Raw genomic sequence first — 24,832 nt, 5'->3', positions numbered from 1 at the left:
CGCCGCTTTTGTCATTGTTGGTGGTGTTGGCACAGCAGGGCCACCAGCTGGGGCAGGCGCTGCATGTCATCAAAAGTAGTGCAGGCCCCGCAGGCCAGCAGCTTGTCGGCCTGGCCGTCGGCCACATGCCCGGCACCGGTAAAGCCCAGTACCGTCATGCCGGCTGCCACGGCAGCGCGTACGCCGGTGACGCTGTCTTCCACCACCAGGCAGTGCTGTGGCGCCACGCCAAAAGCCTGGCTGGCGGCCAGATACAGCGCCGGGTCCGGCTTGGCCGCGCCCACTTCATCGGCGCAGAAAACCCGGTTTTCAAACAGCGGGGTCAGGCCGGTTTTGTTCAGCGCAGCACGTACCCGGTGCCCGGCGCTATTGCTGACCACCGCCCGCGGCAGCGGCACGGCGGCCATGGCGGCGGCCACGCCGGGTATCAATTGCAGGCGTTCGGCCACTTCGCCTTCCACCGTGTCACGCAGTTGTTCGATGTCTGACGCCGACATGGACAGCGGATGGTGACGGGCGATGTCGGCCAGCAGTGCATCCAGCGTCAGGCCAAGGCGCGGCAGGATGGCGGCGGCCACGTCGATGCCGGGCAGGCTGGTGGCCAGTTCGCGCTGCAACACTTCAAAGGCGATGGCTTCGGTGTCCAGCAGCACGCCGTCGCAGTCGCTGATCAGATGGGTGAAGGTCTGGCTCACTTGACCGCTCCGAAGGTAAGGCCGCGTACCAGCTGCTTTTGTGCCAGCCAGCCCAGCACCATGATGGGTGCGACCGCCAGCAGGGAGGCAGCAGACAGCTTGGCCCAGAACAAGCCCTCCGGGCTGGAGTAGGAGGCAATGAACACCGTCAGCGGCGCGGCATGCGAGCTGGACAGGTTGATACTCCAGAAAGCCTCGTTCCACGACAGGATCAGCAACAGCAGGCCGGTGGAAGCCAGGCCGGGCAAGGACATCGGCAACAGCAGGTGGAAGATTTCCTGCCAGGTATTGGCCCCGTCAATGCGTGCGGCTTCCAGGATTTCCTTCGGTACTTCGCAGAAGTAGGTAAAGGCCATCCACACCGCGATGGGCAGGTTGATCAGGGTATAGATGATGATCAGCCCGCTGACGGTATCCAAGAGCCCGCTGTTCTTCCACAGCAGGTAGACCGGCAGCAGTACGCCCACCGACGGCATCATCTTGGTGGACATCATCCACAGCAGGATTTTCTGGGTACGCGGACCAGGGAAGAAGGCCATGCTGTAGGCCGCCGGAATAGCGACCAGCAGGCTCAGCACGGTAACGCCCAGCGAGATGGCGATGGAGTTGCCGGCAAAGGACAGGTAGTCGCTGCGGGCAAACACCTCGCGGAAGCTTTGCAGCGTAGGCTGGAAAATCACGCTCAGCTGGTAGGCCTGCTCCTCGGTCTTGAAGGCGGTGATCATCATCCAGAAGATGGGGAAGAACACCAGGATGGCCAGGCTCCAGGCCACGGCGGTGGTGATGCCATAACGCAGGCGGCTGTGGGCGACGCTCATTGCTCGTTCTCCCCTTTGAGGTTGCTGGCCAGCATGCGCACCAGGAATACCGACACGATATTGGCCAGTACCACGGCCAGAATGCCGCCGGTGGACGCCATGCCCACGTCAAACTGTTGCAGGCCCATGGAGTAGATCAAAAAGGACAGAGTGGTGGTGGCCGTACCCGGACCACCCGCGGTGGTGGTGTAGATTTCGGCAAAAATCGACAGCAAAAAGATGGTTTCAATCATCACCACCACGCCGATGGCACGCTTGAGGTGCGGCAGCACGATGTAAAAGAACATGGAGAAGGGGCCGGCACCGTCAATTTGCGCTGCTTCCTTTTGTTCCGGGTCCAGTGACTGGATGGCTGTCAGCAGAATCAGGAAGGCAAACGGCAGCCATTGCCAGCTGACAATCATGATGATGGAAAACATCGGGTACTGGCCCAGCCAGTCAATCGGCTGCAAGCCCAGCGCATGCATGGCAGCGGCCAGCAGGCCGTATACCGGGTGCAGCAGCATGTTCTTCCAGATCAGCGCACTGACCGTGGGCATGACAAAGAAGGGTGCAATTACCAGCAGGCGGGCAATGCCACGGCCAAAGAATTCCTGGTCGAACAACACCGCCAGCAATACGCCGCCAACAACAGAAATCAGCAGCACCGCACCGGTCAGCAGCAGGGTATTGAAGATGGACGGCAGGAAGGACGGGTCGCTCCACAAAAAGCGGTAGTTATCCAGCCCGACAAAGCCGGATTCGTCCGGGCTGAGCAGGTTGTAACGGGTGACCGAGAAATAGATGGTCATCAGCAGCGGCACCACCGACCACAGCAACAGGCTGAGGACAGCGGGGGACAACAGCCAGCGCTGTGCCCAGACGGATTTGCGTGCGCTACCGGCAGCGGCAGCGGCATGGGGCTGGCCGCTGTCAACAGCGGGCAGTGCCTCGCGGGTGGGGGAGTTCATCAATACTGCTCCAGCAAAACGGGAATGACAGGCAGGGCTGGCCAGACACGGGCGACAGGGCTGCACCCGGACTGGCCATGACTGCGCTTACTTCTGGTAACCACCTTGCACCACGGCGCGGTTGGCGGCGGCCTGACCGGCCTTCAGCGCCGCATCCACGGTGGTGTTGCCAGCCAGTGCGCCGGAGATGGACTGACCCACCACGGTGCCGAAGGACTGGAATTCCGGAATGCCGACAAACTGGATGCCGCTATACGGCACTTTCTTCAGCGTGGCATCGGTGGGGTTGGCCGACTGGATGGCATTCAGCACAAAGCTGGCAAACGGAGCGGCCTTCTGGTATTCCGGCTGCTTGTAGGTGGAGATACGGGTGCCCGGCGGAACAGAGGTCCAGCCCAGGTCCTTGGCCACCAGCTTGATGTAGTCCTTGGAGGTGGCCCATTGCACAAACTGCTTGGCAGCGGCTTCCTGACGGGAGGACTTGGGAATGGCCAGCGACCACGACCACAACCAGCTGCTGCCCTTGGGCGTTACGCCTGTGGGGGCCATGGCAAAGCCCACCTTGTCAGCCACTTGCGATTCCTTGGGGTTGAACAGCATGCCGGCTGCCACGGTGGCGTCAATCCACATGCCGCACTTGCCGCTGGCAAACAGCGTCAGGTTTTCGTTAAAGCCGTTGGTGCTGGCACCGGGCGGGCCATACTTTTGCAACAGGTCCACATAGAAGCCGACCGACTTCTTCCACTCCGGGCTGTCGATGGTGGGATGCCACTTCTCGTCAAACCAGCGGCCGCCATTGGTGTTGATCAGGGTGGACAGGAAGGCCATGTTCTCGCCCCAGCCGGCCTTGCCGCGCAGGCAGATGCCATACACCCCGCCTTTTTCCTTCAGTACCTTGGCGTAGTCGGCAATCTGGGTGTAAGTGGGCTTTTCCGGCATGCTCAGGCCCAGCTTGCTGAACAGGTCCTTGCGGTAGAAAGTCATCGAACTTTCTACATAGAAGGGCAGTGCATACAGCTTGCCGCCGTAGGACAGGCCGTCACGTGCGGTTTTCACCACATCGTTCAGGTCGTAGTCGGCCGACAGTTTGTCCATCGGGTACAGCCAGCCCTTCTTGGCCCAGATCGGCGCTTCGTATGTGCCAATCATCATCACGTCGAACTTGCCGCTATTGGTGGCAATATCGGTGGTGACGCGCTGGCGCAGCACGTTTTCTTCCAGCACCACCCAGTTGAGCTTGATGTCGGGGTTTTGTTGCTCGAACGCCGGGGCCAGTTTTTTCAGCTCGATCATGTCCGGGTTGTTGAGCGCGGCAATGGTCAGCGTGGTGGCTGCCGTAGCGGACAGGGAAGCCAGCGCCAGGCTGCCGGCAAGGACAATCTGGCGCAAACGGGACGGGCGTTGGTATTGCTGATGCATGATGTCTGTCTCCTCTTTATTTTTTCAGTACAGCAAGGTTGCACTACAGCGGGGGAAAGTCCGCAAGCGGACGGAAAATCAGTATCGCCAGGCGCGAGGGCTCAGCTCATCCAGTTGCCACCGTCCACGTTCAGCGTCTGGGCGGTGATGTAATCGGAATCGGCCGAAGCCAGGAACAGGGCGGCACCAGTCAGGTCCTCCGGCAGGCCCATGCGGCCCAGCGGCACGGCTTCGCCCACCAGGCGTTTTTTCTCGCCAGGCTGGCGGCCTTCGTAGCGGGCAAACAGCGCGTCGACATCCTTCCACATCGGCGTATCCACCACGCCGGGGGCAATGCCGTTGACATTGATGCCATGCGGAGCGAGTGCCAGCGCGGCAGACTGGGTATAGCTGATGACCGCAGCCTTGGTGGCGCAGTAGTGAGCCACCAGCGCCTCGCCACGACGACCGGCCTGGGAGGACAGGTTGATGATCTTGCCACCGCGACCTTGTTCCACCATCTGGCGTGCCACGGCTTGCAGCAGGAAGAACATGCCCTTGACGTTGACCGCAAACAGCCGGTCGAAGCTGTCCCAGGATTCGTCCAGCAAGGGGTGCATGTCGAAGATGGCTGCGTTGTTGTACAGGATGTCGATGCCGCCAAAGCGTTCTATGGCAGTGCTGACGATGGCGGCGATATCTTCGCGCCGGGTGACGTCGGCTTGCAGCAAGGCCACGTGTTGTGGGTGTTCCTGTTGCAATGCCTGGAGTTCGTCGTTGAGTTTCAGGTCCACCAGCAGGCAGCTGGCACCTTCTTGCAGATAGCGGCGGGCGACGGCAATGCCGATGCCGCTGGCGGCCCCGGTGAGGATGGCCGTTTTGTTGGCGAGTTTCACTGTGTTGTCTCCGTTGCAGGCTTGATGTTTTGCCTTTAGAGCAAATGCCCTTATTGTGGGCAAATATTCGATAATTTGAAATTTACTGTCAAGCGCTTTTTTTAAAAGCAAGTTGATGCTGCATAGCACCATGATTTGCCTGAATATTTTGCTGCGCTGCACATAAGGGCTGACAGACCTGTCAGGCTTGCCTTGCGCCGGGGCCAAGTGGTTTGTCGCCTGCTGTTGCGTCCAGTGCGGTATGGCAGGACAGTGGTCGCCGCTCACACAGTGCTTGACGCCGGGGGCGGGGGCGGTGGTACAACGCCACACAGTGAGGGCTGGGCCCGACAGGAAAACCGGCAGGAGGGGAGATGGCCAAACAACAGGACAAGCTGGATCAGGCAGCAAGAGCAGCCTGGTTGTATTACGTGGCAGGCAAGAACCAGAACGAAGTGGCCGAGCAGCTGAATGTGTCACGCCAGGTGGCGCAACGGCTGCTGGCTTCGGCAGTGGAGGGCGGTCTGGTCAAGGTATCGGTACAGCACCCGGTGGCGGATTGTCTGGAATTGGCTGCCGCCTTGCAGGCCAGATTCGGCCTGAGCTTGTGCGAAGTGGTGCCCAAGGACATGGATTCACCCGCTGAGTTACAACACAAGCTGGCGGTGGCCGGGGCGCAAATCTTCCAGCGCTACCTCACCCAGGATAAGCCGATGGTGGTGGCACTGGGCTCGGGCCGTACCCTCAAGGCCATCATCGACGAACTGCCGCCGCTGGATTGCCCGCAACACCGTTTGGTATCGCTGATTGGCACCATTGCGCATGACGGTTCATCCAACCGTTACGACGTGGCCTTGCCCGCCTCGCAAAAAACCCAGAGCAAGTATTTCCTGCTACCTGCGCCCTTGTATGCCGATAGCGCGAACGACCGCGCCTTGTGGTGCAACCACCGGCTATACCATGTGGTGGAAGGGCTGGCGGCACAGGCTGATGTGGCGTTCATCGGTATTGGCAGCATTGGCGAACACTGCGCCTTGCAGGAAGACGGCTTTCTGACGCCGGACGAGGTCCGCGCCTTGATGACGCAGAATGCCGTGGCTGAAATCATTGGCCGGCCCATCGACAAGCAGGGCCAGCTGGCCGCTGCCGACATCCAGCAGCGCGTTACCAGCCTGCCATTGCAGCATGCTCCGCAACGCCCGGTGATTGCCTTTGCCGGCGGGGAAAGCAAGGCTGCCGCCATTCTGGCGGTGTTGCGCGGTCAGTGGCTGTCCGGGCTGGTGACGGATGAAGGTTGCGCCCGGCAGATACTGGCCTGGACCGACCAGGCTGCGTCAGGGCGGTAGCACAGCACAGATTGGCTGCGGCATGGCCGCATATCGACCGTTCTGGCATGGAGACCTCCCTAGAATGGTGGGCAGCAAGACAGACAACACCTGTCGTGTCAGCCCATTACCGGAGCAATCGCCATGTACTTTACCCATGCCATCACCCGCCTGCCTGCCGACACCGTTGCCGCCGGGCTGACCACGGCCAGCCTTGGTGCGCCGGATGCCGCGCTCACCCGCCAGCAGTTTCGTGAATACATCGACATCCTGCTGCAACTTGGCCTGACCGTCACCACGCTGCCGGCCTTGCCGGATTTCCCCGATGCGCATTTTGTCGAGGACGTGGCGGTGATGATGCCGGAGCTGGCCATCATCACCCATCCGGGTGCAGCGTCGCGGCGTGGTGAAGTGCACAGCATTGCTCCGCTGGTATCGCGTTTTCGCCATGCGGTGTGGCTGGGTGAGGGCGAGCACATGGATGGCGGCGATGTGCTGATGGTGGACAAGCGTTTCTTCATCGGCCTGTCCAGCCGCACCAATGAGGCAGGCATCAGCCGCTTTGCCCGCGAAGTGGAAAAATTCGGCTACAGCGTGCAGGCAGTGCCGGTGGCCTCCGGCCTGCATCTGAAATCGGTAGTGAATTATGTCGGGCCCAATACCGTGCTACTGTCAGCAAGCGCGGCGGACGAACCGGCCTTCCGCGATTTTCGCCATATCGTGCTGGACCCGGCCGAGGAATACGCCGGCAACACCATGTGGATCAACAACACCCTGATCACACCCAGCGGCTATCCGCATACCTTGCGTCAGCTACAGCAGCTGGACCTGCCCATCATCCAGACTGATACCAGTGAAATCCGCAAGATGGACGGCGGACTCACCTGCCTGTCCTTGCGCTTCTGACGGTGACGCTATTCCGGGCTGCGGCCATCGCGCTTGATGGTTTGCAGCTCGGTAGTGGTCAGGATTTTCTCGATGCGAAACGCCGTGCTGGCCAGCCAGGCGTCGGCCAGTTGGCGGTATTCGTCAATATGCTGGCAGGCAATGCGCAGTAAAAAATCCACCGTTCCGCTCACCATCCAGCCATCCTGCACTTGCGGGGTGCGCTGGATTTCGGCAATGAAGGCTTGCTGGGAAACCAGATGGTCGGCTAGCGTCACCTGCGCCAGAATCACCAGTGGCGGTGTGCTGCGCGGCAGGTCGACGATGGCGCTGTAGCCCTTGATGATGCCGGCCTTCTCCAGACGGCGCACCCGCTCCAGACAAGGACGCGGGGTCAGGTTTACCTGCTCGGACAGGCGCTGGAAGGGCAGGCGGCCATCGCGTTGCAGGATGTCGAGGATTTTCAGATCAATGCGATCCAGGCCGTTCTTGTCTGTCATGGGGAACAAGGCTTCATGGGGAGGTGACACAAGAGCGCATTGCAGCGCTGCCAGCGCTGGCTTGTCAAGAATAATGCCGACGGCAAAAAATCCTTGTGCATCGCAGCAGGCGGGGATAGGATCGTCTCTGCCCCTCATGGGCAACGTCGCTCGGACGGTTCCGGGCGCTTACGTGAAAGGCTCACATGGCTTCCTCTGCAGGCAAGCGCCGCTTTGCGCGCATCGATCGTCTCCCTCCTTACGTTTTCAATATCACCGCCGAACTGAAACTGGCTGCCAGGCAGCGCGGCGAGGACATCATCGACCTGAGCATGGGCAACCCCGATGGTGCCACCCCGCCGCATATCGTGGCCAAGCTCAACGAAGTGTCGCAACGCCCGGATACCCACGGCTATTCGGCCTCCAAGGGTATTCCACGCCTGCGTCGCGCCATTTCGCGCTGGTACAAGGACCGCTACGAGGTGGACATCGATCCCAATAGCGAGGCGATTGTCACCATCGGCTCCAAGGAGGGCCTGGCCCACCTGATGCTGGCCACGCTGGATGGCGGCGATACCGTGCTGGTGCCGGACCCCAGCTACCCCATCCACATTTACGGCGCGGTAATTGCCGGGGCGCAAATCCGTTCGGTGCCGCTGGTGCCGGGCATCGACTTTTTTGCCGAGCTGGAAAAAGCCATCCGCGGCAGCTACCCCAAGCCCAAGATGATGGTGCTGGGTTTTCCGTCGAATCCCACTGCGCAGTGCGTGGAGCTGGATTTCTTCGAAAAAGTGATTGCCCTGGCCAAGAAGCACGACATCTTCGTGGTGCATGACCTGGCCTATGCCGACATCGTGTTTGATGGCTGGAAAGCGCCGTCCATCATGCAGGTGCCGGGTGCCAAGGATATCGCCGTCGAATTCTTTACCCTGAGCAAGAGCTATAACATGGCCGGCTGGCGCATCGGTTTCATGGTGGGCAACCCGGACCTGGTGGCGGCGCTGGCGCGCATGAAGAGCTACCACGATTACGGCACTTTCACTCCGCTGCAAGTGGCCGCCATTGCCGCGCTGGAAGGCGACCAGCAATGCGTACGTGAGATTGCCGAAAAATACCAGCAGCGCCGCGACGTGTTGGTGAAGGGGCTGAACGAGATTGGCTGGGAAGTGGAATGCCCCAAGGCTTCCATGTATATCTGGGCGCGCATTCCGGAGCAGTGGCGCGAACTGGGTTCGCTGGAGTTCGCCCGCCTGATGCTGGAAAAGGCCAAGGTGTGTGTGTCACCGGGTATTGGTTTTGGTGACCAGGGTGATGAGTACGTGCGCTTTGCGCTGATCGAGAACGAAGCGCGTATCCGGCAGGCCCTGCGTGGCATCAAGGCCATGTTCAAGGATGCGCAGGCCGGCGCCTGAACATCCAGCAAGGACCGAGCTGGCCGGCACTGCCGGCCAGCTTTTTTTTGCGCGATATTCCAAGCCGCAACAGTCCTCTTGCCAACATCGCGGCCACTCAGGGCTGCGCCGCTTTGTCCTGTTGATGGAACAGCGTCCATTCCTCGACTACCCGGCCATCTGTCAGCTGGCACAGGGAATATTCATTGCCGGCATTGTCTTTTTGCGGCAGCAAGCGGCCACCCTGTTTGATGCAATACAGCGCGGCCGGATTGGCCATGCCCGCCATGGCTGGCGGCGGCGTGGTCGGTGGCCTGGCACAGGCGGCCAGCAACAGGCCGAGCAAGGCGAAAGCAGGGGTGTGCAGGCGCGGGATGGCGGACATGCGGCTCTCCGGGGTTGTTTCAGGGAATGCCGCCAGTATAGCGGCGCTACGGCCAAGCCGGCGGTGGCGAGGGCGTGACAGAATGGCGAGCGGCTTGTGCTGCTCAGGCGGCCTGGGTGTCGTGGCGGCAGCTGTCTGGCCGGATTGACCGAATATGATAAGGCGATAATCAATTCATGCGCTTATTCATTAAACATTTTTTCTGTTTTAAGCCATGACTTTCTTTATTTGCCGCTGATTTATTGCTTATTTTCTGGACGAAAACACCCGGATGGCATGATACTGGAGGGGTGCATAAGCCTCTGCCTGGCGCAGTAGGCGGCAGTATTCACCGAATGATCGTAGAACCAAGCAGGAAAAATAGTTGGACGCCAAAATACCCAATATCGAGGCAATGCTGGAACTGGCATTTCAATTGGTGCTGTGCCAGTTGGAGGCAGATGTCTTTCGTGCCAAGCAGGACATCCGCGAAATGGTCATACCGCTCAAGATATTGCTGTTGAAAGATATCGAAGAAGAAGATACCCAACCCTGCACGCTGGATGATTTCTGAAGCAGCGTGATCATACTGCGCCTGCTTGCTGCAGGCGTATCCTGCCGCGTCATTCCCCCCGTTCCAGCCAGTCCGGCTGTCTCTGGCAAATCACCGAGTCTGTTCCTGCACGCTTGCCCTGAGGCAATACCATCCGCGCTGGTATTGCCGCCCGCCATTCATGCCTGTGCCGTGCTTCCAGCCCTCCGTTACCGGCACGATCACTGCGCACATGGTCTGCCATCGCCAGTTGCAGCGTTGGCGGCCCGCTACCAAAAAAAACAGCCTCCTGGTAGGAGGCTGGTGCATGCCAGAACTGGGTGGCTGCGCAAACGGAGGGTAAAACTTCAGGCGGCCTGGGTACGGCTGCGCCAGCAGTGGCGTACCTCCTGCCGGTACAGGGCCAGTGTCGCCAGCAGACCGCAGGCAGCGGCCAGCATCATCCAGTAAGCCGGTGCCGCCTTGTCGCCGCTGGCATCGATCAATGCCGTGCTGATCAGCGGAGTGAAGCCGCCAAAAATCGCGGTGGCCAGGCTGTAGGCCAGTGAAAAGCCCACGGTACGCACATGTGCCGGCATGATTTCGGTAAGGGCCACCACGGTGGCGCCGTTATAGCTGGCATACAGGAAGGACAACCACAGTTCCACGGTCAGCATGCGGGCGAAGCTGGGGCTGGCCACCAGCCAGCTCAGGGCAGGGTAGGCGCTGAGCATGGTCAGTGCGCTGAAACCCAGCATCAGCGGCCAGCGGCCGATGCGGTCGGACAGGCTCGCCATGATGGGCAGCCAGATGAAATTGGACAGCCCGACAAAGAAGGTCACCAGCAGGCTTTCGTTTTCAGTCAGCTTCAGCACGCTTTTGCCAAAGGTGGGGGTGTACACGGTAATCAGATAGAAGGACACCGTGGTCATCACCACCAGCAGCATGCCGGCTGCAATCAGCCGCCAGTTGTCGGCAATCGAGCGCAATATCTGGGCAAAGCTGGGATGCTGCTTGTGTGCCAGAAAGGCCTCGGTTTCCTGCAGCGAGCGGCGAATCATGAACAGGAAGGGAATGATCAGGCAGCCGATGAAAAACGGAATGCGCCATCCCCATTGGTCGATTTGCTGGGCTGGCAGTAGCTTGTGCAAGCCATAGCCCAGCACCGCAGCAAACATGATGGCCACTTGCTGGCTGGCCGATTGCCAGCTGACAAAAAAGCCCTTGCGTCCCGGCGTGGCCATCTCTGCCAGATAGACCGATACCCCGCCCAGCTCCACACCGGCGGAAAAACCCTGCAGCAAGCGGCCGATCAGCACCAGCACCGGGGCCAGCAGGCCGATGGTGGCATAGCCGGGGACAAAGGCGATCAGTGCCGTGCCGCAGGCCATGATGGCCAGGGTCAGGATCAGACCCTTGCGCCGGCCAATGCGGTCGATATAGCTGCCGAGGATGATGGCACCGACCGGACGGGCCAGAAAGCCCGCGCCAAAGGTGGCAAATGCCAGAATCAGCGAGGCATACAGATTGCCCGCCGGGAAAAAGGTCTTGGCAATGTAGGTGGCGTAAAAGCCGTACAGAAAGAAATCGAACATTTCCAGAAAGTTGCCGCTGGTGACGCGCAGCACCATGGACAGGCTGGATTGTTGGCGGGTGTGCTGCATGATCAGCCTCCTTGTTGTGCGGTGGTGGCGGTCGGGCTCAGCCCGGTCTGGCGTATGCTTTCGGCCGCCTGCGGCGATGCCAGAAAGCGGATGAACTGGCGGGCCAGGCTGGCGTGGCGGCTGTCTTGCACGGCGGCGGCGGAGTAGTCGGTGACCAGCTGCGCCTGCTCAGGCAGCAAGCCGACAATGTCGATGCCGCGCACCGGAATCAGCTCGCTCAGTTGCTGAAAGCCCAGCTGGGCCTCGCCCCGCGCCACCACCATGCCCACCGGTTCGGCGGGAATCATGCGGCTGCGCGTCTTGATGGCCTCGGCCACACCCAGACGCTGGAACAACACGGTCGACAGGAATACACCGCTGGCGCTGTCGGAATAGGCCAGAGACTTGCTGTCGAGCAGGGTTTGCCGCAGTGCCGGCAAGCTGCTGATATCGGGATGCGGGCTGCCGGCCTTGACCGCCAGCGCAATGCGCGAGCTGGCCAGCAGGGTGGCGCTGTCCGCTGCCAGCTGGCCGCTGGCAAGCAGTTTTCGCAGCGAGTTGCCCACCATCACCACCACATCGACCGGCTCGCCGCGCGCCAGGCGCTGGGGAATGGCCTGCGGGGTGTCGCCCATGGAGGGGCCCCAGTCCAGCAGCAGATGGTGGCCAGTTTGTTGTTCGAAGCGGGGGGCCAGTGTTTTCAGCGCGGCGGCAAAGCCACCGGAACTGACCACGCGCAGCTCATCCGCAGCTGCCGTGCCACACAGGCCGCCCAGCAGCAGCAGGCTGATGGCGCAGCGGCGCCATCCCGTTGTCGGTGCATGCATTCGTCTCTCCTGTTGTTGTGTTTTATCGTTTGACGAATAATGCACGGGACGCATTAAATAGTTAATTGCAATTAATTCATGGATTAATAAATGGCGCGCATCAATTTCGAGCTCAATGAGTTGCAGGCCTTTATCGCGGTGGCGGACAAGTCCAGCTTCAAGGCCGCCGCCGAAGCGCTGTATCTGTCCCAGCCCGCCCTGAGCCGGCGCATCGACAGGCTGGAGCAGGCCCTGCAGGTACGGTTGCTGGAGCGCACCACGCGCAGCGTACGGCTGACCGGGGAGGGCGTGCATTTCCTGCAGCACGCCCAGGCGGTGGTGGAAGAGCTGGAGGCCGCCATGCACGGCCTGGGCCAGCGCCAGCAATTGCGCTGCGGCATGCTGACCATCGCCAGCATTCCATCGGTAGCCCAGCAATTGCTGCCGGAGGTGCTGGCCGCGTTTGCCCGTGCGCATCCGCAACACCGCTTGCGGGTCCTGGATGAAAATGCGCAGGAGGTACTGGCCTGCGTGCTGGATGGCCGGGCCGATCTCGGCATCAACTTTGTCGGCGGGGAAGATCCGGGCATCGACTTCCTGCCCTTGCTGACCGAGCGCTACCTGCTGGTGGTGCGTCGCGATCATCCCCTGGCATCCCGCAGCCGTGTCCGCCTGCAGGAGCTGGCAGGCGAAAAGCTGGTTTCGGTCTCGCCGCACAGCAGCAACCGTCTGCTGCTGGATCATCAACTGGCCGCGCTGGCCGAGCGGCCGCAGATCTACTACGAGGCAAACCACCTGTCCGGGGTCTATGGCATGGTGCTGGCCGGCATGGGGCCGGTGATCGTGCCCGAGCTGAGCCTGACCCAGGCGCAAAGGCATATGCTGGTCGGCATTGAAATCAGCGAGCCGGCCTTGTCGCGCACCCTGGGGCTGATCCAGCGCAAGGGCAGCCACAATTCCCCCCTGATGCAGCAACTGATCGACCAGCTGCGGAGGGCCTTTCAGCAAGGACAGCCACAAGGCGTGGCCGACTGATCGCTGACTTGTCCCGGGGGCGCTGATGCACTGATCTGCCCCGCTTGTTGCGGGTTTGCCGCCAGGCGGCAGGTCCGCACTTTGCAATAAAACACCGCCTTTCCATCATTCACTGCGCGATGGTTCATTGCGATTGCCGACGCTGGCAATCTTGTTGCTATCCGGCACAATTTTCTGCAATCGGCACAAAACGAGTGCTAATCATTTTCGATTGATAATTGTCAATTTTATTAAGAATTTACTGCATCGAAATAACATTTTCATATTATGATGCCACGGCAAAATTAGACCAATGTGCTAACACGCTTGCCGCCCGTCGTGCGGACCAGCATCCAGGCACACACACACATACCCTGGCCATCATCATGTCAAAACAATTCAACGCTTTTACCAGCAGGCTCAGCATTGCCGCCAAGCTCAACCTGGTGTTATCCCTGTTGTTGCTGGTGGTACTCGGACTGGCCGGCATCTGGCTGACCCACTGGCAAGGCCAGCGCATGGAGCAGCAACAGCAACAGGAAATGCGCCAGGCCAACCGCCAGGTCATCGACATGATGGATGCCTACGCGGCGCAGCTGGAACGCTCGGCCGCGCTGGCCGAATCCGCCTTGCGGGCCAGCCTGCCCGGACAGCCGGTACTGAGTGGCGAACGGATGGATACCGGCGGCAAAGCCTTGCCGGTGCTGCGCATGGGCGAGCATGTCATCAATAACAGCACGCTGGAGGTGGATCGCTTCACCCGCGCCACCGGCTCGCTGGCCACCATCTTCGTCAAGGATGGCAGCGAGTGGATTCGTGTTGCCACCTCGGTCAAGAAAGAAGACGGCAGCCGCGCCGTCGGCACCCCGCTGAGCCACGACTCGCCAGCCTATGCCAGTCTGAATGCCGGCCATGCCTATACCGGACCGGTACAGCTGTTTGGTCGCGATTTCATGACCTTGTATTCGCCGCTGCAGAACGAGGCCGGCCAGGTGGTGGGCGCCTTGTTTGTCGGTGAGGAGTTCACCGCCAGCCTGGCTGCGCTGCGCCAGAAAATCATGTCGGTGCGCTTTGGCGAATCCGGCTACATCTATGCTTTCGACGCCCGCAACGAACCGGGCCGCATGATGATTCACCCGCAGGCCCAGGGCAAGAATCTGCTGGACTTCAAGGACAAGGACGGCGTCGCCTTCAACCGCATCATGCTGGAACAGAAGCAGGGCGTGCTGCATTACCACTGGGCCAAGCCGGACAGCAACGAGCCGGTGCGTCCCAAGATCGCCGTATTCGATACCTTCGAGCGCTGGGGCTGGATTGTTGCCGCCAGCAGCTATGAAGACGAGTTTGCTGCCCAGTTGCAAGCCATGCGCTGGCGTCTGGCCGTCGGCATCATCGTGATGATCGGCCTGCTGCTGGCCGCCACCTTCTGGGCCAGCCGCCTGTGGGTGACCCGACCGCTGGCCCAGGCGGTGGAGGTCATCCGTCGCGTGGCCGCCGGCGACCTGACCGTACGCATCCAGGCTGCGAGCCAGGACGAGGTGGGCGAATTGCTGCTGGCCGCCGATGCCATGAGCAGCCATCTGCGCGAGATGATTGCTGATGTCGAACGCAGCCTGGCCTCGCTGTCGGTACAGGCCAGATCGCTGGTCAGCATCTCTGAGGACGTTTCCACCGCCTCCGGTGAGCAGAATGCCGCGGCCAGCACCATGGCGGCCTGCGTGGAAGAAATGAGCAGCAGCATCAACCAGGTGGCGCGCCATGCCGATCTGGCCCGGCAAATGGCGGTCGATGCCAGCGTGCAGTCGCAATCCGGTGCGCAGGTGGTGGCACAGGCCACCAATACCATGGGGCAGATCGCCCTTGCGGTAAAACAGGCTGGCGGCACCGTGCGCCAGCTGGACGGCTTGTCCGAACGCATTGCCGAAGTGGTGACGGTGATTCGCGATATCGCCGACCAGACCAATCTGCTGGCACTGAATGCCGCCATCGAGGCGGCGCGGGCCGGCGAGGCCGGACGCGGTTTTGCCGTGGTGGCCGACGAGGTGCGCAAGCTGGCCGAGCGGACCACCCAGTCCACGCTGCAGATTACTGATACCGTGAGCAAGATTCAGGACGGTGCCCGCATGGCGGTGGAGCATATGGAAGCCGGCGCGCAGCAGGTGGATGCCGGGGTCAGCAGTGCCAGCCAGGCGGCCAGCAGCCTGCAGGACATCCAGGCCGGCGCGGCACAGGTGGGGGACGCCGTCAGCGGCATTTCCGATGCACTGGGTGAGCAGGATGCCGCCAGCCGCGATATCGCGCTCAATGTGGAAAAAATCGCCCAACAGGCCGATGGCAACCATGGCAAGGCCCGCGCCGCCGCCCAGGCCGCGGCCACCCTGGTGGGCCTGGCAGAAGCATTGCGCGCCAGCATCAGCCGTTTCAAGCTGTAGCACGGCCTGTCCGTAAGCCGGGCGGATTGTTGCCGGCTAGGGTATTCTGGGCGCTATAAACAAAACAGGGCGGTGAGCAACACCGCCGGCGCCGGGGACTAGCCGACATCATGAACCAGACCGTATCTGCGCTGGACGGGCTGCTGCACGAGGCAGGGCCTTTGCTGTTGGGGCTGTGCAGCAATGCCCTGATCGGGGTGTACGTCATTCAGGACGACCGCTTCGTCTTCGTCAATCCCAGGCTGGCCGAGCTGTTCGGCTACAGCCAGCAGCAACTGTGCAGCGGCATGGGGCCGCGCGAGCTGACCGCCCCGCGCGACCATGACATGGTGCGCCGGGAAATCCATCGCCGCATCGAAGGCGACAGCCACAGCAGCCACTATGCTTTCCGCGGGGTGCGGCAGGACGGCAGCGAGCTGGATGTAGAGGTGTTTGGCGTCAGTACCCGCTTTGGCGCGCGTCCGGCCATCATCGGCATGCTGCTGGATGTGTCCGAACGCACGGCGGCGGAGCGCGCGGTCCAGGATCAGCTGCAATTCATCACCCGTCTGATCGATACCATTCCCAATCCGGTGTTCTACAAGGACGAAACCGGCCGCTACATCGGCTGCAACAGCGCCTTCGAGCAATATCTGGGCAAGGCGCGCAGCGAGCTGATCGGCCGTACCGTATTCGATATATCCCCGCCCGACCTGGCCGCCCGCTACCAGGCAGCAGACCAGGCGCTGTTTGATGACCGCGGCACCCAGGTATACGAAACCCAGGTGGTGTATGGCGATGGCAGCCGGCATGAGGTGATGTTCTACAAGGCGACCTTCGACAAGGCCGACGGCAGCCTGGGCGGGCTGGTCGGCCTGATGCTGGATATCAGCGAACGCAAGCGCATGGAGCAGGCCATCTGGCACGAGGCCAACTACGACGCCCTGACCGGCCTGCCCAATTTGCGGCTGTTGCGTGACATTCTGGCCAAAGAACTGGAGCGGGCGCGCCGCAAGAACAGCAATCTGGCACTGCTGTTTATCGATCTGGACCGTTTCAAGGAAGTCAACGACACCCTGGGTCACCTCATGGGTGACCAGTTGCTGAAACAGGCGGCCGAGCGCATCCGTGCGGTGGTGCGCAGTAGTGACACGGTTTCGCGCCAGGGCGGGGATGAATTCGTGGTCATCCTGCCCGACATCAGCGACGCCCAGGCCGCCGCGCTGGTGGCCGGCAAAATCATCCGCCTGCTGGGCCTGCCTTTCCTGCTGGGCAGCAATCAGGTTTATGTCTCGGCCAGCATCGGCATTGCACTGTGTCCGGATGACAGCACGCAGCTGGAAACCCTGGTCAGCTTTGCCGATCAGGCCATGTATGCCGCCAAGGCGGCCGGGCGCAATGGCTTCAGCTTTTTCACGCCATCCTTGCAGGTCGAGGCACAACGCCGCCAGCAAGTGGGCAACAGCCTGCGCCATGCGCTGCGCGACAACCATTTTGAAGCGTATTACCAGCCGATCATCGCGCTGGACAGCGGCCGGGCGGTCAAGGCGGAAGCCCTGCTGCGCTGGCGCCATCCCGAGCAGGGGGTGCTGTTGCCTGGCGATTTCATCGCGGTGGCCGAGGAAATCGGCATGATCGGCGATATCGGCAATCTGGTGTTCCAGCAGACGCTGGAACTACTGGAGGCTTGGCCTGGGGGACAGGTCAGCATCAATATCTCACCCCGTCAGTTCATCAGTGGCGACTGCCGCCACTGGCTGCAGGAAATAGCCGCGCGGCAGCTGCCAGCGGGCTGTCTGGCAGTGGAAATCACCGAAGGCTTGCTGCTGGACGAGCGGCCGCTGGTGGTCAATACCCTGCTGGGCTTTCACCAGGCCGGGGTGGAAGTCAGCATCGACGACTTTGGCACCGGCTACTCGGCCATGTCCTATCTGAAAAAATTCAATATCGATTATCTGAAGATAGACCGCAGCTTTATCGCCGGCCTGGCCCGCGATAATACTGACCACGCCATTGCCGAAGCCGTCATCGCCATGGCCCACAAGCTGGGCATGCGGGTGATTGCCGAAGGGGTGGAGACCGAGGCGCAGCGCCAGCTGCTGCTGGAAGCGGGCTGCGACTATGCCCAGGGCTATCTGTTTGCCCGGCCCATGCCACGCCAGGACTTTATCGATTTCATTCGCAGCAGCCAGTGCCGAGTGGCCGCTGGCGGCAATGACTAGCCACTGGCGATTTCGTAAAACTCGATCGGCAGCTGATCCGGATCCTGGCAAAAGAAAAAGCGCTGACCGGTCAGCTCATCCAGGCGGATTTCCTCGCAAGCGACTTGCTGACGCAGCAGCAGCGCCCGCACACCCTCCACATCATCCGTACTCAAGGCCAGATGGCGCAGGCCGCAGGCTTCCGGCCGGCTGAGCCGCGGCGGCGCTGCGGGAAAACTGAACAACTCCAGCTGGCTGCCATCCGGCAATTGCAGGTTCAGCTTCCACGACTGGCGCTCGGCACGCCAGCTCTCGCTAATGATGGGCAGGCCGAGTATGCGGTGGTAAAAGTCGCGGGCACGGGGATAGTCGGCAGTAATCAGCGCGACATGGTGCAGGCCGCGCAGCGGCAGGGGGGAGTCTGGCATGCTTGATAGAGAATTTATATTGAAAATCTAATTTCAATCAATTGGACGAATAATACCGGGGCCGGCACAATGGCGCCACTGACTGACACTCAGCACCACAGGGGCTGGTTCTGCTTGCGGAACCTCTCCTGCCGTTAACAGGCAATCAACACCTGACGCCTGTTGGCGACCCTCCCGCTTTCGGTGGTTTCGGGCCTTGACGCCACCGAATGCTCTTGTGACCGGCCCCACCCTGTGGTGGCCGGTCTTTTTTTGCGTCCTGCCTTGCGTCAGGGAAGCATGGCGCAGCAGCCGGTGCCGGCCATCTGCTGCTAGCGGCGATCTTCCAGCAGGGTTTTCAGCCAGTGGCTGCGCTGCTGCCAGATGATGGGAGCCTGCAGCAGCAAGTGGGCGGTGGCGAGGATGTTCAGCACGGCAGTGCCCAGCAGCAGGTAGGAAATATTGTCGAACTGCCTGAGTACCAGCACGCTGGCCAGCGCAGCGGCCACCATGTAGAAGCCATTGATGATGTTGTTGGCGGCAATGGCCTGCGAGCGGAAGCTGTCCGGGCTGGATAGCTGCAGCCAGGTATATAGCGGCACGGTAAAGAAGCCACCAAAGAAACCCAGCATGGCCACATCCAGCATATGGCGCCAGCTGCTGAGCTGGCCAAGGAAATCCGGCAGCGTCAGCAGGGTGCCGTGGTAATGCGACATGGCACCCAGTGCCAGATCACCGCCAAACAGCGTCATGCCGGCGCTGCCCAGCAACACCAGCCCAAGCTGCAACTGACCGTGCGACAGCTTGGCGCAGATCACCGAACCCAGGCCGATGCCGATGGAAAACAGGGCCAGCATCACGGTGTAGACATCGGCATTGCCGCCCAGGTGCAGGCGGGTAAAGGTGGGCAGCTGGGTGGTGTAGACCGCGCCCATCAGCCAGAACCAGGAAATGCCGAGAATGGCGCTGCGTACATCGCGAATGCGCCAGGCCTGGCCGACCAGCCGCACCGAGTCGCCGATGAAATTGAAAGACAGTTTCAGATGCGGCGCGCCGGGCGGCGCAGCCGGCATGCGGCGGCTGAACAGCCAGCCGCACACGGCGGTGCCCAGCAACAAGCTGACGGTGAGCCACGGGCCGCCCTGGGTCATCAGGCTGCCGATGATCTGGCCGATCAGGATGGCCAGGAAAGTACCCATCTCGATCATGCCATTGCCGCCCACCAGCTCGTGTTCGTCCAGGTATTGCGGCAGTACCGAATACTTGAGCGGGCCAAAAAACGCCGAATGGCAGCCCATCAGGAACAGCGCCGACATCAGCAGGCCGGCACTGTGCATAAAGAAACCAGCGCCAGCCAGCAGCATGATGCCGATTTCGGCCAGCTTGATCCAGCGGGCGATGACGGCCTTGTCGAAGCGTTCGGAAATCTTGCCGGCGGTGGCGGAGAACAGGAAAAAGGGCAGGATGAACACCCCGGCCGCCATATTCACCAGCAGTTCCGGTGACAGGCCGTTCAGGCTGAGGCCATGGTAGCTGATCAGCACCACGATGGCGGTTTTCAGCAGATTGTCATTGAATGCGCCCAGGAATTGCGTGCCGAACAAGGGCAGAAAGCGGCGGGAGCCAAAGAAACTGAAGTCTGTTTTCACGGTGTGTCAGCACGAAAAGGCGGGAAAGGCATGCTAACTGATCCGAAACGGCCTGTCAGCCTTGCTCCACCCTGGATGCGGCCGGCTTTTCCGTGGTGCCGGCGGGGCCAGCCTCGGCCTTTTGCTGTGCCGGACGGTCGTCGTCCATCAGGATGCGGTGGGCCGGGCCTTCCATGTCGTCAAACTGACCGGAGCGGGTGGCCCACCAGAACACCACGGCGATGACAAAAGCCAGCACGATGCTGAGCGGGATGAGCAGGTAAAGACTTTCCATCAGGATTTCCGTTTGACGAGTCGCAGGGCATTGCTCACCACGATGAGCGAGCTGGCGGCCATCCCCAGGCTGGCCAGCCACGGAGTGACGTGGCCGGTCATGGCCAGGGGCAGCGCCAGCAGATTATACCCGGCTGCCCACCACAGGTTTTGCCTGATTACTGCCAGTGTCTTGCGTGTCAGCGACAGGGCTGTCGGAATCAGCGCCAGCTGGTCCCCCATCAGCACCATGTCGCCGCTGGCGCGGGCCACGTCGGTGCCGCCACCCATGGCCAGCGACACATCGGCGCGCGCCAGTACCGGCGCATCATTGATGCCATCGCCCACCATCAGCACCCGCTTGCCGGCCTGCTGCAACTGGCCGACAAAAGCCAGCTTGTCTTCCGGCGTGGCACGGGCATGCCAGTCGCTGATGCCCAGGCTGTCGGCCAGGCTGTGCACGGCACCCGCGCCATCGCCACTGAGCAGGTGAATGGCAATGCCACGCTGGCGCAGGGCCTGCACCATGGCGGCGGCATCATCGCGCACGGTGTCGCCGATGGCGAATACCGCCTGCGCGGCCTGCCGGTTTGCCAGCACCACCAGGGTGCAGTCGGCATGCCAGTCCTGCGCCAGCACAAGCGGCGTTGCCAGCCACTCATTGATGAATTCGACCGAACCCAGCCGCCAGCTCTGGCCGGCGATAACCCCTTCCACGCCCTTGCCCGGCGTGCTGTCCAGCCGTTCGGTGGCCGGTAGCGGCAGGTCGGCTGCCGCCAGTTTCAGCGCCTGTGCCACCGGGTGCTCCGATGCCTGCTCCAGCGCGGCAGCGATGGCCAGCGTGGCGGCATCGTCCAGCCCGGCCAGTGTCTGCTGCGCGCGCAGGCGCATGTCGCCATGGGTCAGGGTGCCGGTCTTGTCAAACACGGCGTCACTGACCTTGGCCAGGGTTTCCAGGGCATGGCCGCGCGTGGTCAGCACGCCCAGCGCGGCCAGGTGGCCGGTAGCGGCGGTCAGCGCGGCCGGCGTGGCCAGTGACAGCGCGCACGGGCAGGAGATCACCAGCACCGCCACCATGATCCACAGTGCGCGGGCCGGCTCGATAAAGTGCCAGGCGATATAGCTGCCGGCAGCCGCCAGCAGCAGCAGGGCGACAAACCAGCTGGCAAAGCGGTCGGCCGCCACGGCCAGGCGCGGCTTTTCCGCCAGCGCCTTGTCCAGCAGCCGCACAATGCCGGCCAGCCGGGTTTCCTGGCCAGTCTGGCTGATGCGGACAAACAGCGGGCTGCTGGTATTGACGCTGCCGGCCACCACGGCGTCGCCGGCTTGCTTGCTGACCGGGCGGCTCTCGCCGCTGATCAGCGCCTCATTCGCCGCGCTATGACCATCCAGCACCAGACCATCGCCGGGAATGGTTTCGCCCGGCTTCACCAGAATCACATCGCCGGGATTGAGCATGGCTACCGTGGTTTCCACCGTGTCGCGGCTGGCCGGCCAGTCATTGGCACGGTGGGCAAAGGCCGGTATCAGCCGCACCAGGCTTTCGGTGGCCTCGCCGGCCTTGCGCCGGGCAATGCTTTCCAGATAGCGCCCGCCCAGCAGCAAAAAGACGAACATCGATACCGAGTCGAAATACACGCCGTGCGGAATCTTGTTGATCAACGCCCACAGGCTGGCGAAAAAGGCGGTGAAAATGCCGATGGTGACCGGCGTATCCATGCCGACGCGGCCGGTTTTCAGGTCGCGCCAGGTGTTCTGGTAGAAGGGCACGGCGGAGTACAGCATCACCGGCAGGGTCAGGATCAGGCTGGCCCAGTGCAGCAGCCACAGGAAGTCCGGGTCGATGTCGCCATCCGGCGCCAGGTATACCGGCACGGCATACATCATTACCTGCATCATCGACAGGCCGGCCGCCCATAGCCGGCTGATGGCCTGCTTGCGCTGCTTCTGTGCCAGCGCTTCCTGGCGTTCGGCATCATAAGGATGGGCGCGATAGCCGATGGCCGTGATGGCCTGCAGTATCTGCGACAGCCGGATGCGGCTGTTGTCCCAGCTGACCCGTGCGCGGTGGCTGGTATAGTTGATGTCCACGGCCAGCACACCCGGCAGCTGGCGGATGTGCTGCTCGTTCAGCCAGACACAGGCGGCGCAGGTGATGCCTTCCAGCATCAGCGCCGCTTCACGCGTTTGTCCGCTCGTGACATGGACAAAGCTTTTCTGCAATTCTTCCGAGTCGTACAGCTGAATCTGCTGCAAAATATCGGCCGGCAATACCTCGCCCTGGCGCGCGCCCTGCGTGCGGTGAGCGTAGTAGTCGGACAGCCCGGAGTCGATGATGGTCTGCGCCACCGCCTGGCAGCCGGCGCAACAGGTGGCTTCGGTTTTTTCGCGATAACGCACCGGAAAATCGACATTCTCGGGGACGGGCAGGCCGCAATGGAAGCAGTGATCAGTCATGGCGCGCCATTGTAAACAATACTCGGACGCATTGCTTGATCTGGCTCAGTTTCATGACGGGTGAAATTCGCTAAAGAGCAGGCAGTACAAGGAAAGGCAAAGCAAGATGATGCAGGCGATTTTACAAAGCGCACCGGGTGGTGCTGACACCCTTTATCCGGGGGAGACCACCAGGCCACAGCGCCAGGCCGGCCAGCTGCTGCTGCAGGTGATGGCTGCGGGGGTGAATCGGGCCGATATCGTGCAGCGCAGCGGGCATTATCCGCCGCCGCCCGGCGCCAGCAATATCCTGGGGCTGGAAGTGGCCGGGGTGGTGGTCGAGGCTGATGCCGGCAGCCGCTTTCGCGAAGGCGATGCGGTATTCGGCCTGATTGCCGGTGGCGGCTATGCCGAATATGCGGTGCTGGACGAGGCGCTGGCCATTGCCAAACCGGATGCCATGTCCTGGGTGGAGGCGGCCAGCCTGCCCGAGGTATGGATGACTGCCTGGTTAAACCTGGTGCAGGTCGGCAAGGTGCAGGCCGGGGATAAGGTGCTGATTCATGCCGGCGCCAGCGGTGTCGGTGCCACGGCCATCCAGCTGGCGCGCTGGCTGGGGGCGCATCCCTTTGCCAGCGCCGGCAGTGCGGACAAGCTGGCCTTCTGTCAGCGACTGGGGGCGGAACAGGTCTTCAATTACAAGCAGTTGCCGGCCTTCTCGGCCCAGGTCAAGGAGTGGGGCGGGGTGGACATGATTCTCGACCCGGTCGGCGCATCTTATCTGGCAGAAAACATGGCCAGCCTGAAGCAGGATGGCCGGCTGGTGAATATCGGCCTGATGGGTGGCAGCAAGAGCGAACTCAATCTGGGCCTGCTGCTGGTCAAGCGTCTGTCGCTGATCGGCTCCACCCTGCGTTCCCAGCCGCTGGCGGCCAAGGCCGTACTGGCGCAGGCGCTGGAGCGGGAAATCCTGCCGGCCCTGCAGGCCGGACAGCTGCAACTGACCCTGGACAGCAGCTACCCCTGGCAGCAGGCGGCGGAGGCACATGCCCACATGGAAGCCAATGCCAATCTGGGCAAGGTGGTCTTGACCTTCTTTCCTGTAATGACGGCGTAATCCGTCGCCCGTACATTGTGCGGCGTGGGAGGTGCTCTGCCTCTGACTGGTATGGATGGGATTAGGGGACGATGCGGCTATCGTTCCCCTTTTTTTGTCTGCAAAAAAGCCCGCCTCTGGCGAGAACGGGCCTTGGGTCCTGCTAACTGCGGGTAACCTTATTCGGCGGCGCTGGTAGCCGGCAAGGGCGACAGCGCTTCGATCAGCGCGACTTCCTGGGCGTAGGACAGCGTCTTCATCTTGCCCAGCAGCGCCTCGCCATCCAGCTTGAAATGCTGGTCCAGTTCCTCGTCTATCATGCAGGCTTCCACCGCCAGCCAGACGCCGCGGCAGGATGCCGCCTCTTCGAAGCGCACGTTTTGCAGTACATGGGCAATCAGTTGCAGCTCGGCATCTGCAAACAGGCGCGACAGGGTGGCCTGTTCGCGGCGGACGATTTCCGCATAACGGTCGCAAATCTGCTGTACCCGGCTTTCGTCGCCGTAATGGTGTGTCTCGGCTGCGCCGGTCAGTGCGCTGTGATCAAACCAGGCCTCGATCAGTGGGCGCAGGGTGGGCAGGTCTTCATTCCATACCCGGTGCAGCGCATCGCGGAAGCGGGCGTTGTCGGTGAAGGACAGCTCGTCAAAAGGCATGGCCGGCATCACCTGCTCATCCAGCGTGCGGCTGTCTATCCAGATGCGGCCTTCCTCGTCGCGACGCACCACGCCACGCCAGACGGCCTGTTCTTCGGTGGCCAGATTGTCGACATGGATTTCCACATAGGGCAGCGGCAGTGGCTGGCCCTCGTCCTCGCTCACCAGGCGCAGGGTGATGTCAAACAGGCCGTGCTTGAACACTTCCAGCAGCTGCAGCCCGTCGGCATGGCCGGCCAGGATAAAGCGGTCAGCCGTTTCGTATACCGCCACATCGGTGGGGTGTTGCGCCGGCTTGGTCAGCTTGGCCGACAGCTCGTCGGCCAACTGGTTGGCGTCGTTGTGCTGCACATCGAAGCCGGTGCGATAGCCTTCATGTTCATGCCACAGGGCGTCCCAGTCATACATGGTCGACTCCTCAATATCGGGGTTTGCAAGGGGAAATGGCGCGCAGTGTAACCAAATCATCATGCCTTGTCGCGATAATGCTTTGGGTTAAGCCTGTGCTACGTGATAGAATCGTACGATTTTTCCGCTTCAACCGACCGA

The 24,832-nt window shown here is 61.7% G+C and carries 22 protein-coding genes; 8 read left to right on the top strand and 14 right to left on the bottom strand.

What is annotated here, in order from left to right:
* Nucleotides 1-11 precede the first annotated feature (11 nt).
* From JHD64_RS06990 to JHD64_RS06970, 5 genes are all read right to left on the bottom strand, one after another.
* Nucleotides 12-695 (bottom strand): HAD-IA family hydrolase, encoded by a 684-nt coding sequence (locus JHD64_RS06990; RefSeq protein WP_199052740.1) that lies wholly within the window; start codon nucleotides 693-695, stop codon nucleotides 12-14.
* The gene (locus JHD64_RS06985; protein WP_199052739.1) at nucleotides 692-1,513 is read right to left on the bottom strand and encodes a carbohydrate ABC transporter permease; all 822 of its coding nucleotides are present in this window, start codon (nucleotides 1,511-1,513) and stop codon (nucleotides 692-694) included. The genes JHD64_RS06990 and JHD64_RS06985 overlap by 4 nt, the downstream gene beginning before the upstream one ends.
* Nucleotides 1,510-2,463, bottom strand: coding sequence for a carbohydrate ABC transporter permease (locus JHD64_RS06980; protein ID WP_199052738.1), 954 nt, complete (start codon nucleotides 2,461-2,463; stop codon nucleotides 1,510-1,512). The genes JHD64_RS06985 and JHD64_RS06980 overlap by 4 nt, the downstream gene beginning before the upstream one ends.
* Before the next feature lie 87 nt (nucleotides 2,464-2,550).
* Complete coding sequence (locus tag JHD64_RS06975; RefSeq protein WP_199052737.1) at nucleotides 2,551-3,882, bottom strand: sugar ABC transporter substrate-binding protein; 1,332 nt, start codon at nucleotides 3,880-3,882, stop codon at nucleotides 2,551-2,553.
* A gap of 101 nt (nucleotides 3,883-3,983) precedes the next feature.
* Complete coding sequence (locus JHD64_RS06970) at nucleotides 3,984-4,757, bottom strand: L-iditol 2-dehydrogenase (RefSeq protein ID WP_199052736.1); 774 nt, start codon at nucleotides 4,755-4,757, stop codon at nucleotides 3,984-3,986.
* A 353-nt stretch (nucleotides 4,758-5,110) separates the two neighbouring features.
* Between JHD64_RS06970 and JHD64_RS06965 the strand changes: the two genes are divergently transcribed.
* A complete protein-coding gene (locus JHD64_RS06965; RefSeq protein WP_199052735.1) occupies nucleotides 5,111-6,082 on the top strand; it encodes a sugar-binding transcriptional regulator in 972 nt (323 codons plus the stop codon).
* Nucleotides 6,083-6,205: 123 nt separating this feature from the next.
* Nucleotides 6,206-6,967: a dimethylarginine dimethylaminohydrolase family protein gene (locus JHD64_RS06960; RefSeq protein WP_199052734.1), complete on the top strand. Its 762-nt coding sequence runs from the start codon at nucleotides 6,206-6,208 to the stop codon at nucleotides 6,965-6,967.
* Nucleotides 6,968-6,975: 8 nt separating this feature from the next.
* On the opposite strand, the gene JHD64_RS06955 is transcribed toward JHD64_RS06960, so the two are convergent.
* Nucleotides 6,976-7,476: an Lrp/AsnC family transcriptional regulator gene (locus tag JHD64_RS06955; protein WP_370540939.1), complete on the bottom strand. Its 501-nt coding sequence runs from the start codon at nucleotides 7,474-7,476 to the stop codon at nucleotides 6,976-6,978.
* 155 nt (nucleotides 7,477-7,631) lie between these two features.
* Between JHD64_RS06955 and alaC the strand changes: the two genes are divergently transcribed.
* The gene (gene alaC, locus JHD64_RS06950) at nucleotides 7,632-8,837 is read left to right on the top strand and encodes an alanine transaminase (protein ID WP_199052733.1); all 1,206 of its coding nucleotides are present in this window, start codon (nucleotides 7,632-7,634) and stop codon (nucleotides 8,835-8,837) included.
* A 97-nt stretch (nucleotides 8,838-8,934) separates the two neighbouring features.
* On the opposite strand, the gene JHD64_RS06945 is transcribed toward alaC, so the two are convergent.
* Nucleotides 8,935-9,201 (bottom strand): DUF333 domain-containing protein, encoded by a 267-nt coding sequence (locus tag JHD64_RS06945; protein WP_199052732.1) that lies wholly within the window; start codon nucleotides 9,199-9,201, stop codon nucleotides 8,935-8,937.
* Nucleotides 9,202-9,565: 364 nt separating this feature from the next.
* Between JHD64_RS06945 and JHD64_RS06940 the strand changes: the two genes are divergently transcribed.
* Entirely contained in the window at nucleotides 9,566-9,754 is a 189-nt protein-coding gene (locus JHD64_RS06940; protein ID WP_059286141.1) for a hypothetical protein, read from the top strand.
* A 326-nt stretch (nucleotides 9,755-10,080) separates the two neighbouring features.
* Here the strand turns inward: JHD64_RS06940 and JHD64_RS06935 are convergent, their stop codons facing one another.
* On the bottom strand, nucleotides 10,081-11,376 hold the full coding sequence (locus tag JHD64_RS06935; protein ID WP_199052731.1) for an MFS transporter: 1,296 nt from the start codon (nucleotides 11,374-11,376) through the stop codon (nucleotides 10,081-10,083).
* Nucleotides 11,377-11,378: 2 nt separating this feature from the next.
* Nucleotides 11,379-12,182, bottom strand: coding sequence for a substrate-binding domain-containing protein (locus tag JHD64_RS06930; RefSeq protein ID WP_199052730.1), 804 nt, complete (start codon nucleotides 12,180-12,182; stop codon nucleotides 11,379-11,381).
* A gap of 90 nt (nucleotides 12,183-12,272) precedes the next feature.
* On the opposite strand from JHD64_RS06930, the gene JHD64_RS06925 reads away from it, so the two are divergent.
* The 3 genes from JHD64_RS06925 (at nucleotide 12,273) to JHD64_RS06915 (ending at nucleotide 17,808) form a co-directional block, all read left to right on the top strand.
* Nucleotides 12,273-13,196 carry a LysR family transcriptional regulator gene (locus JHD64_RS06925; protein WP_199052728.1) on the top strand — a complete coding sequence of 308 codons (924 nt, stop codon included), beginning with the start codon at nucleotides 12,273-12,275 and terminating at the stop codon, nucleotides 13,194-13,196.
* 365 nt (nucleotides 13,197-13,561) lie between these two features.
* Entirely contained in the window at nucleotides 13,562-15,607 is a 2,046-nt protein-coding gene (locus JHD64_RS06920; protein WP_199052727.1) for a methyl-accepting chemotaxis protein, read from the top strand.
* 110 nt (nucleotides 15,608-15,717) lie between these two features.
* Nucleotides 15,718-17,808: a bifunctional diguanylate cyclase/phosphodiesterase gene (locus JHD64_RS06915; protein ID WP_199052726.1), complete on the top strand. Its 2,091-nt coding sequence runs from the start codon at nucleotides 15,718-15,720 to the stop codon at nucleotides 17,806-17,808.
* Here the strand turns inward: JHD64_RS06915 and JHD64_RS06910 are convergent.
* The 4 genes from JHD64_RS06910 to JHD64_RS06895 all read right to left on the bottom strand — a co-directional run bounded on the left by JHD64_RS06910 (nucleotide 17,805) and on the right by JHD64_RS06895 (nucleotide 22,552).
* Complete coding sequence (locus tag JHD64_RS06910) at nucleotides 17,805-18,215, bottom strand: VOC family protein (RefSeq protein ID WP_059287473.1); 411 nt, start codon at nucleotides 18,213-18,215, stop codon at nucleotides 17,805-17,807. The genes JHD64_RS06915 and JHD64_RS06910 overlap by 4 nt on opposite strands.
* Before the next feature lie 311 nt (nucleotides 18,216-18,526).
* The gene (locus tag JHD64_RS06905; protein ID WP_199052724.1) at nucleotides 18,527-19,843 is read right to left on the bottom strand and encodes an MFS transporter; all 1,317 of its coding nucleotides are present in this window, start codon (nucleotides 19,841-19,843) and stop codon (nucleotides 18,527-18,529) included.
* Nucleotides 19,844-19,898: 55 nt separating this feature from the next.
* Nucleotides 19,899-20,117 (bottom strand): cbb3-type cytochrome oxidase assembly protein CcoS, encoded by a 219-nt coding sequence (ccoS, locus tag JHD64_RS06900; RefSeq protein ID WP_199052723.1) that lies wholly within the window; start codon nucleotides 20,115-20,117, stop codon nucleotides 19,899-19,901.
* On the bottom strand, nucleotides 20,117-22,552 hold the full coding sequence (locus JHD64_RS06895; RefSeq protein WP_199052722.1) for a heavy metal translocating P-type ATPase: 2,436 nt from the start codon (nucleotides 22,550-22,552) through the stop codon (nucleotides 20,117-20,119). The genes ccoS and JHD64_RS06895 overlap by 1 nt, the downstream gene beginning before the upstream one ends.
* A 106-nt stretch (nucleotides 22,553-22,658) precedes the next feature.
* On the opposite strand from JHD64_RS06895, the gene JHD64_RS06890 reads away from it, so the two are divergent.
* Nucleotides 22,659-23,648, top strand: a complete 990-nt coding sequence (locus tag JHD64_RS06890) for an NAD(P)H-quinone oxidoreductase (RefSeq protein ID WP_233170373.1) — start codon at nucleotides 22,659-22,661, stop codon at nucleotides 23,646-23,648.
* 158 nt (nucleotides 23,649-23,806) lie between these two features.
* Here the strand turns inward: JHD64_RS06890 and JHD64_RS06885 are convergent, their stop codons facing one another.
* On the bottom strand, nucleotides 23,807-24,691 hold the full coding sequence (locus tag JHD64_RS06885) for a hypothetical protein (RefSeq protein ID WP_199052721.1): 885 nt from the start codon (nucleotides 24,689-24,691) through the stop codon (nucleotides 23,807-23,809).
* Between the last annotated feature and the right edge of the window lie 141 nt (nucleotides 24,692-24,832).

Origin of the sequence: Aquitalea sp. ASV15, from assembly GCF_016429115.1 — a bacterium.
Lineage (GTDB): Bacteria > Pseudomonadota > Gammaproteobacteria > Burkholderiales > Chromobacteriaceae > Aquitalea > Aquitalea magnusonii.
The sequence above is the reverse complement of the archived record's forward strand: the minus strand, read 5'-3'. Positions and strand labels throughout refer to the sequence as shown.

What these genes read in the sequence shown, in the direction of transcription:
- JHD64_RS06985 (WP_199052739.1), bottom strand. Translation starts at nt 1,513, where the DNA reads ATGAGCGTCGCCCACAGCCGCCTGCGTTATGGCATCACCACCGCCGTG.
- JHD64_RS06980 (WP_199052738.1), bottom strand. Translation starts at nt 2,463, where the DNA reads ATGAACTCCCCCACCCGCGAGGCACTGCCCGCTGTTGACAGCGGCCAG.
- JHD64_RS06975 (WP_199052737.1), bottom strand. Translation starts at nt 3,882, where the DNA reads ATGCATCAGCAATACCAACGCCCGTCCCGTTTGCGCCAGATTGTCCTT.
- JHD64_RS06965 (WP_199052735.1), top strand. Translation starts at nt 5,111, where the DNA reads ATGGCCAAACAACAGGACAAGCTGGATCAGGCAGCAAGAGCAGCCTGG.
- JHD64_RS06960 (WP_199052734.1), top strand. Translation starts at nt 6,206, where the DNA reads ATGTACTTTACCCATGCCATCACCCGCCTGCCTGCCGACACCGTTGCC.
- alaC (WP_199052733.1), top strand. Translation starts at nt 7,632, where the DNA reads ATGGCTTCCTCTGCAGGCAAGCGCCGCTTTGCGCGCATCGATCGTCTC.
- JHD64_RS06945 (WP_199052732.1), bottom strand. Translation starts at nt 9,201, where the DNA reads ATGTCCGCCATCCCGCGCCTGCACACCCCTGCTTTCGCCTTGCTCGGC.
- JHD64_RS06935 (WP_199052731.1), bottom strand. Translation starts at nt 11,376, where the DNA reads ATGCAGCACACCCGCCAACAATCCAGCCTGTCCATGGTGCTGCGCGTC.
- JHD64_RS06930 (WP_199052730.1), bottom strand. Translation starts at nt 12,182, where the DNA reads ATGCATGCACCGACAACGGGATGGCGCCGCTGCGCCATCAGCCTGCTG.
- JHD64_RS06925 (WP_199052728.1), top strand. Translation starts at nt 12,273, where the DNA reads ATGGCGCGCATCAATTTCGAGCTCAATGAGTTGCAGGCCTTTATCGCG.
- JHD64_RS06920 (WP_199052727.1), top strand. Translation starts at nt 13,562, where the DNA reads ATGTCAAAACAATTCAACGCTTTTACCAGCAGGCTCAGCATTGCCGCC.
- JHD64_RS06915 (WP_199052726.1), top strand. Translation starts at nt 15,718, where the DNA reads ATGAACCAGACCGTATCTGCGCTGGACGGGCTGCTGCACGAGGCAGGG.
- JHD64_RS06910 (WP_059287473.1), bottom strand. Translation starts at nt 18,215, where the DNA reads ATGCCAGACTCCCCCCTGCCGCTGCGCGGCCTGCACCATGTCGCGCTG.
- ccoS (WP_199052723.1), bottom strand. Translation starts at nt 20,117, where the DNA reads ATGGAAAGTCTTTACCTGCTCATCCCGCTCAGCATCGTGCTGGCTTTT.
- JHD64_RS06895 (WP_199052722.1), bottom strand. Translation starts at nt 22,552, where the DNA reads ATGACTGATCACTGCTTCCATTGCGGCCTGCCCGTCCCCGAGAATGTC.
- JHD64_RS06890 (WP_233170373.1), top strand. Translation starts at nt 22,659, where the DNA reads ATGATGCAGGCGATTTTACAAAGCGCACCGGGTGGTGCTGACACCCTT.
- JHD64_RS06885 (WP_199052721.1), bottom strand. Translation starts at nt 24,691, where the DNA reads ATGTATGACTGGGACGCCCTGTGGCATGAACATGAAGGCTATCGCACC.